The organism is Kineococcus arenarius subsp. arenarius, from assembly GCF_050871845.1.
Taxonomy (GTDB): Bacteria; Actinomycetota; Actinomycetes; order Actinomycetales; family Kineococcaceae; genus Kineococcus.
Genome location: NZ_JBJLSE010000045.1, coordinates 23,657 through 30,990, shown reverse-complemented (window position 1 = coordinate 30,990; position 7,334 = coordinate 23,657). Strand labels below are relative to the sequence as shown.

Here is a 7,334-nt window from a genome sequence, read left to right as displayed (position 1 = left end):
ACGCCCCGCCACCCCCCCCCCCCCCCCGCCCCCCCCCCCCCCCCCCCCCCCCCCCCCCCCCCCCCCCCCCCCCCCCCCCCCCCGCTGCCGCTGCTGCTGGCGGCGCTGTTCGTGACCGGGCTGTTCATCTCCCCCAACCTCATCGCCGCTCAGCACCTCGTCGACGACCTCGTGCCCGTGCACCGCATGGGGGAGGCGCAGGCGTGGCTGTCCACGGCGATCACGGCGGGCGCGGCGGTAGGCAACGCGGTGGCCGGGGCGGTGCTCGAGCACCGCACCGCCCAGCTGTCGCTGGCGACGGCCGCCGGGGCCGTGCTGACCGCCGGTCTCGTGGCGCTGCTGGCGCAGCGTCGCTGGCGCGGCGTCGCCGCGCTGCCCGCGTAGGCTCCCCCGCCGTGAGCACCCCTGCCGCCTCCCCCACCCGCCCGACCGCCCTGGTGACGGGCGCGACCGCCGGCCTGGGGGCCGGCTACGCCGAGAGCCTGGCCGCGCGCGGGCACGACCTGGTGCTGGTGGCCCGCGACACCGGGCGGCTGGAGGAGCGGGCCGCGCAGCTGCGCGAGCGGCACGGGGTGGCGGTGGAGGTGCTGGCCGCGGACCTGGCCGACCGCGAGGCGCTGCAGCGGGTCGCCGACCGCGTCGCGGACCCGGCGCGCCCGGTGGACGTGCTGGTGAACAACGCCGGGTTCGGCCTCAAGCAGCGCCTGTTCGACGGCGACCCGGCCGACCACGAGCGGATGTTCGACGTGCTGTGCCGGGCGGTGCTGGTGCTCTCGCGGGCCGCGACCGGGGCGATGGTGCCGCGCGGGCGCGGGTACGTCCTGAACGTGGGCTCGGTGGCCGGGATGGTGCCCGGCGGCGGGCACTACTCGGCCGCCAAGGCGTACGTGATCGTGCTGACCGAGACGCTGGCCGGTGAGCTGCGCGGCACCGGCGTGCGCGCCACCGTCGTGGCGCCGGGGTACGTGCGCACGGAGTTCCACGCCCGCTCGGGGATGCGCTCGGGCGGGCGCTCGCCGCTGACGCAGCGCGTGTGGCTGGACGTGGACGACGTGGTGGACGCCTCCCTGGACGACCTGTTCGCCGGGCGGGTGGTGAGCGTGCCGACGCGGCGCTGGCGGGCGGTCTCCACGGTCCTGGACGTGGTGCCGCGCGGCGTGGTGAGCCGGGCGTGGAACGCCATGCCCGGGGGCGCCAAGCGGCGCCACCCCGGCAGCGGCCACTGACGACCCGTTCGGGGCACGAAGCGGCAACACGGACAGTAGTCATCAAGTAACATGCTGTCGTGGATCGCAGCCCCTCCGGCACGCCCAGCGGGGCGCCCACCGACGCCGGGGAAGCCGCACGCCTGGCGGCCCTGCGCGACTACGTCGACGTCACCGCCGAGCCCCCGCGCGAGCTGCAGGCCGCGGTGCGGCTCGCCACCCGCGTCACCGGCCTGCCCAACGCCGTCGTCAACATCATCGACGAGCACCTGCAGCGCCAGCTCGCCGCCGAGGGCTTCGAGCGCTCCGAGTGCGCGCGCGAGGACTCCATGTGCGCATACTCCATCGGCGTCGGCGGCCTCGTGCACGCCCGCGACGCCCGCCGCGACGTGCGCTTCGCCGCCAACCCGTGGGTCGACGGGCGCATGGGCGAGGTGCGCGCCTACGCCGCCTCCCCGCTGCTCACCCCCGACGGCCTGGCCCTGGGCACGCTGTGCGTCTTCGGCCCCGAACCGCGGGAGCTGACCGCCACCCAGCGCACCGACCTCGCCGACCTGGCCGACCTCGTGGTCTCCCTCTTCGACCGCGAGCGCCGCGCCCGCCGCCAGGCCGAGGACCACGAGGTGCTCGCGCGGGCCCGCCGGGACGCGGAGACCGCCCGGGCCCTGCAGACGGGACTGCTGCCCGCCGCCCTGCCCCAGGACGCCGTGGTGACCCTCACCCCGCGGTACCTGCCGGGCACCGACGGCGCCGAGGTGGGCGGGGACTTCTACGACGCCGTGCGCACCGCCGGCGGCCTGGTCCTCGTCATGGGCGACGTGCAGGGCCACAGCAGCGCCGCCGCGGCCCTCATGGGGCAGGTGCGCACCGCGGTGCGCGCCTACGTCAGCGAGGGCCACGAACCCTCCGCCGTGCTGGCGCGCACCAACGAGCTGCTGCTGGCCGCCGGCACGGAGCTGTTCGCCACCTGCTGCCTGCTGCGCCTGGACGCCGACACCGGGGAGGTGGACGTCGCCAGCGCCGGGCACCCCGCACCCGTGCTCTTCGCCCCCGGTCCCCCGCGGGCGCTGGAGGTCGAGCCGGGCCCGCCGCTGGGCGTCAGCGCCGGCGCCACCTACCCGGCGGCCCGGCACCGGCTCACCGGGCGCAGCCGGCTGCTGCTGCACACCGACGGCGTCGTGGACTGGCCCCGCGGGCGCGGCGACGACGGCGCGGCGATCCTCGAACGGGTGCTGCTGCAGCACGCCGGCGCACCCGCCGCCGAGCTGGCGGAGCTCCTGCTCGCACCCGCCGCCGGCACCATCACGGACGACGCCGCGCTGCTGGTGGCCGACTACGCCGGCCCGGCCCCCGGCAGCCGCGAGTCGCAGGTGGTGCTGCCCCCGGACCCCCGCGCGGTCGCCACCGCCCGGGACCACCTGCGCATCACCCTCGACGCGTGGGGCCTGGTGCGGATCGCCGACGAAGCGGAGCTGGTGGTCTCCGAGCTCGTCACCAACGCCGTGCTGCACACCGGGTGCGGCACGGCGTTGACGGTGCGGCACGACCCCCTGGCGGCGCGGCTGTGCCTGGGCGTGGACGACAGCTCGACGTCCCACCCGCTGCCGCGGGGCGCGGGGGACGAGGCCCTCAGCGGCCGCGGCATGCACATCGTGGACGTGCTGGCCGAGCGGTGGTGGGTCAGCCCCCGCGGGGACGGCAAGACCGTCTGGGCCGAGCTGCGCGTGGCCTGACGGCGCCGCCCCCGCGGCGGGTCAGTCGACGATCGCGCCCGGGTTGAGGTTGCGGCCCGGGTCCACGCCGTCGAACAGCGCCTTGACGACCTGCGCGCCCGCCGGGGAGAGGTCCTCGCCGACCCAGCGCTTGTGCTCGCGGCCCACCGCGTGGTGGTGCGAGAGCGTGCCGCCGTTGTCGATGAACGCCTGCTGGATGGCGCCCTTGACGATGTCGTAGGCCTCCAGCCCGTCGCGGTCCGCGGGCGGCTGGAAGGCGAACGTGAAGTACTGGCACGCCCCGGAGTGGTAGCTGTGCGACAGGTGGCAGAAGACGAACCCCTTCGTGCCGATCTCCGCGAACGCCTTGTTCGCGGCGGCGACCACGTCGTCGTGCAGCGTCTTCAGCGTCGCCCAGGTCGAGGACGTCTCGGACACGTCGCCGTAGGCGCCGCGGTCGAGGATGAAGTCGCGGATGTAGGGGGTGTCGAACTTCTTCTGGTCGTACAGGGTCCCCGGGCCGGTGCCGACGCCGAAGCCGCCGTGGCGCTTGACGATCTCGTCGACCAGGCGCTTGCTGCGCTTGACGTGCAGCGAGGAGCCCTCGAACCCGATGAACGACAGGCACATCTTCTCGAGGTCGAAGCCCTTGCCCTTGGCGGCGTACAGCTTCACGCCCTTGGACAGCAGCTGCGACAGGGCGCTGCCCTTCTTGGACGTGGCCAGCGTGAACCGCGTCTCCATCTCGTCCGAGACGCGGGTGATGGACGGGGAGGCGTCGGAGGCGGCGATGTCGTGCATGGCCTTCAGCCCGCTGCCGTAGTCGGGGAAGAAGTACGCCTGGATGACGCGCTCCTCCGCCAGGCGGTGCACCTGCACCGTGGCCTCGGTGATGACGCCCAGGCGCCCCTCGCTGCCCAGGACCATCTCGCGCACGCTGGGACCGGCCGCCTGCACCGGCACGTTGCGGGTGGCCACCACGCCCTTGGGGGTCACCACCCGCACGGCGCGGGTGATGTCGGCGATGTCGCCGAAGCGGTCGGACTGCATGCCCGAGGAGCGGGTCGCGATCCAGCCGCCGAGGGTGGAGTGCTTGAAGCTGTCCGGGAAGTGGCCCAGGGTCCAGCCGCGGGCGTTGAGCTGGGCCTCCAGGTCCGGGCCGAGGGCACCGGCCTGGATGCGGGCCAGCTGGGAGGTCTCGTCCAGCTCCAGCAGCGAGCGCAGCCGGCCCAGGTCCAGGGACACCACCGGACGGGTCTCCTCGCGCGGGGCCTCCAGGGAACCCACGATGTTGGAGCCGCCGCCGAACGGGATGAGCACCGCGTCGGCGTCCAGCGCCACGCGCAGCGCGGCCTCCACCTCCGCCTCGCTGCCCGGGTAGACCACCAGGTCCGGCACGCGGCCGAAGTCCCCGCGGCGGATGCGCACCAGGTCGCGCATGGACTTGCCGTACGTGTGCACGACGCGGTCCAGGTCGTCGTCGTGGACGTGCTCGGCGCCCACCGCGGCCGCGAACGCCTCGCGCAGCGGCGCCGGCGCCTGCGACGCCGGGACGTCCAGCTCGGACAGCTCCGGCACCCGCACCGGGGGCGCGTCGAAGTCGATCCCGGCCATCTCCCGCGCGAACGGCGCCAGCGCCGGCTTGTCCTCGTGGTGGAAGGCCACGCCCTCCTGGCCCCAGCCCCACCACTTCATGTGCTCGACCACTGCGTCTCCCGTGCTCGCGTCCCGCCGACCCGCTGCCGACCTGCTGCTGACGTGCTGCTGCGCCCCGCCCCCGGCGGAGGACCCCCGGAGCCTACGCGCGGCGCGAGGCCAGGAAGCGCACCGCCAGGGAGTACCCCTCCACCCCCAGGCCCGCGATCACGCCGGTGGCCACGGGGGTGGTGAAGGAGTGGCGGCGGAAGTCCTCGCGCGCGTGCACGTTCGACAGGTGCACCTCCACCAGCCCGGCGCGCAGCTCCGCGCAGGCGTCGCGCAGCGCCACCGAGGTGTGCGTCCACGCGGCCGGGTTCAGCACCACCGGGCGGCCCTCGTCGGCGGCGCCGTGCACCCACGCGAGCATCTCGTGCTCGGCGTCGGTCTGGCGCAGCTCCACCTGAACGCCCAGCTGCGCGGCCAGCTCCTGCAGGCCGGCGTCGACGTCGGCGAGGGTGGTGGTGCCGTACACCTCCGGCTGGCGCGTGCCGAGGCGGCCGAGGTTGGGGCCGTTGAGGACCAGGATGCGCAGCACGTCGCGGACGCTACCGGCCCCCGCCGACACGACCGCCCCGGCGGCGCGGTGCCGGCGCGGTCGTGTCGGGGGCCGCTGCCACGCTGCCCCCGTGTGCACCACCACCCCCGACGCGGGGGACGACGCGCCGTTCCGCTGCTTCGGCACCGGGGACCCGCTCTACGAGCGCTACCACGACACCGAGTGGGGCCGGCCCGTGCACGGCGACGCGGCCCTGTACGAGCGGCTGTGCCTGGAGGCCTTCCAGTCGGGGCTGTCGTGGATCACCGTGCTGCGCCGGCGCGAGACGATGCGGGCGGCCTTCGACGGCTTCGACCCCGAGCGGGTGGCCCGCTACGGCGAGGCGGACGAGGCCCGGCTGCTCGCCGACCCGGGGATCGTCCGCAACCGCCTCAAGGTGCGCGCCGCGGTCCACAACGCCCGCACCACCCTGCGCCTGGCCGAGGAGGGCCCGGGCCTGTCGCGGCTGGTGTGGTCCTTCGCGCCCGCCGAGCCCGGCCCGGCGCCGCTCGAGCCCGCCGACGTGCCCGCCAGCACCCCGGCCTCCACCGCCCTGGCGCGGGCCCTGAAGGACGCCGGCTTCCGCTTCGTGGGGCCCACCACGGCCTACGCGACCATGCAGGCGTGCGGGCTGGTGGACGACCACCTGGCGCGCTGCCCGGCCCGCGGCGCGGGCTCCGGGGACGTCCCGGGCTGAGGTGCGCGACGGCCGCGTGCAAGGATTCTTCCGTAACGGGAAACCACGGTCCCGGCGACGGAGAGACAAGAGGTGTCCTACATGGTCGATCGACAGCGAGTCGTCATCGTCGGAGGGGGCTTCGCCGGCCTGTACGCCGGCAAGAAGCTGGAGAAGCTCCTCCCCGCCAGCACGGCGGAACTGGTGATCGTCAGCCCCACCGACCACCTCACGTACAGCCCGCTCCTGCCCGACGTCACGGCCTCCGTGCTCGAGCCGCGCCACATCGCGGTCTCGCTGCGCCAGGCGCTGCCGCGTCACCGGCTGGTCGTCGGGCACGTCACGTCGGTGGACGTGGAGGCCAAGACGGTCACCATCACGCGCAGCGGGCAGGAGGAGACCGGCGACGAGACGCAGGTCCTGTCCTACGACCGCCTGCTGCTCGCCCCCGGCTCGGTCACCCGCCGCTTCCCCATCCCGGGCGTGGCGGAGTCGGCCCGCGGGGTCAAGACCATCACCGAGGCCGCGTTCGTGCGCGACCACCTGGTCAACCAGCTCGACGCCGCGGACTCCCTGCCCGACGACCCGCGCTTCGACGCCGAGCGCGCCGAGCGCATGACGGTCGTCGCGGTCGGCGCCGGCTACACCGGCACCGAGATCGTCGCCCAGACGCAGCGCTGGCTCAAGCGCGTCGCGGACCGCTGGTCCAAGATCGACGTCGACGACGTCAAGTGGCTGCTCATCGACGTCGCCCCCGCGGTGCTGCCCGAGCTCGGGCCGCGCCTGGGCCAGTACGCGCTGTCCGCGATGAAGTCCCGCGGCATCGACGTGCGCCTGGGCGTGTCCGTGGCCTCGGTCGAGGGCAACGTCATCAACCTCACCGACGGCACCCCGGTGCCCTCGCGCACCCTCATCTGGAACGCCGGCATCATCGCCAACCCGCTCATGGCCACCCTCGGCCTGCCGCTGGAGCGCGGGCGCCTCGTCGTGGACGCGCAGATGCGCGTCACCGACGACGTGTGGGCGGTCGGCGACGCCGCCGCCGTGCCGGACCTCGCCAAGGACAAGCCGGCCGACGGCCCGCAGCCGGTCACCCCGCCCACCGCGCAGCACGCGCAGCGCCAGGGCACCGCGGTCGGGCAGAACATCGCCGCCAGCTTCGGCATCGGCCAGGCCAAGGACTACGTCCACAAGGACCTGGGCCTGGTCGCGGACCTCGGCGGCCTGACGGCCGTGGCCAAGCCCCTCGGCGTCGAGCTCACCGGGCTGCCCGCCAAGGTGGTGGCGCGCGGTTACCACCTGTTCGCCCTGCCGAGCATGGCGAACCGGGTGCGGGTGCTCACCGACTGGGCGCTGCACGCCGTGCTGCCGCCGCAGGTGGTCGCGCTGAACCAGACGCGTCCGGAGGACGCGCTGATCACCAGCGCACAGCACACCGAGATCTACCCCAAGGCCGAGGACAAGCCCAAGGTCGGCTGACCTCGCCACCGCCTCGGACGGGGTCCTGG

General features: G+C 75.1%; 7 protein-coding genes. 5 read left to right on the top strand and 2 right to left on the bottom strand.

What is annotated here, in order from left to right:
* The first annotated feature begins 84 nt into the window (after positions 1–84).
* From ACRYM0_RS12300 to ACRYM0_RS12290, 3 genes are read left to right on the top strand one after another with little or no spacing between them, the layout of a single operon-like run.
* Entirely contained in the window at positions 85–384 is a 300-nt protein-coding gene (locus ACRYM0_RS12300) for an MFS transporter (RefSeq protein WP_432505452.1), read from the top strand.
* Between the two features lie 11 nt (positions 385–395).
* Positions 396–1,226, top strand: coding sequence for an SDR family NAD(P)-dependent oxidoreductase (locus tag ACRYM0_RS12295; protein WP_432505448.1), 831 nt, complete (start codon positions 396–398; stop codon positions 1,224–1,226).
* A 59-nt stretch (positions 1,227–1,285) separates the two neighbouring features.
* Positions 1,286–2,938, top strand: coding sequence for an ATP-binding SpoIIE family protein phosphatase (locus tag ACRYM0_RS12290; RefSeq protein WP_432505446.1), 1,653 nt, complete (start codon positions 1,286–1,288; stop codon positions 2,936–2,938).
* Positions 2,939–2,959: 21 nt separating this feature from the next.
* Here ACRYM0_RS12290 and ACRYM0_RS12285 read toward each other — a convergent pair whose 3' ends face one another.
* Together ACRYM0_RS12285 and aroQ are read right to left on the bottom strand one after the other, a co-directional pair.
* Entirely contained in the window at positions 2,960–4,624 is a 1,665-nt protein-coding gene (locus tag ACRYM0_RS12285) for an FAD-binding oxidoreductase (protein ID WP_432505444.1), read from the bottom strand.
* Between the two features lie 91 nt (positions 4,625–4,715).
* Positions 4,716–5,147, bottom strand: coding sequence for a type II 3-dehydroquinate dehydratase (gene aroQ / locus ACRYM0_RS12280; protein WP_432505450.1), 432 nt, complete (start codon positions 5,145–5,147; stop codon positions 4,716–4,718).
* A gap of 94 nt (positions 5,148–5,241) precedes the next feature.
* On the opposite strand from aroQ, the gene ACRYM0_RS12275 reads away from it, so the two are divergent.
* Both ACRYM0_RS12275 and ACRYM0_RS12270 read left to right on the top strand, forming a co-directional pair.
* On the top strand, positions 5,242–5,847 hold the full coding sequence (locus ACRYM0_RS12275; protein WP_432505442.1) for a DNA-3-methyladenine glycosylase I: 606 nt from the start codon (positions 5,242–5,244) through the stop codon (positions 5,845–5,847).
* Between the two features lie 81 nt (positions 5,848–5,928).
* The gene (locus ACRYM0_RS12270) at positions 5,929–7,305 is read left to right on the top strand and encodes an NAD(P)/FAD-dependent oxidoreductase (protein ID WP_432505440.1); all 1,377 of its coding nucleotides are present in this window, start codon (positions 5,929–5,931) and stop codon (positions 7,303–7,305) included.
* Positions 7,306–7,334 lie beyond the last annotated feature (29 nt).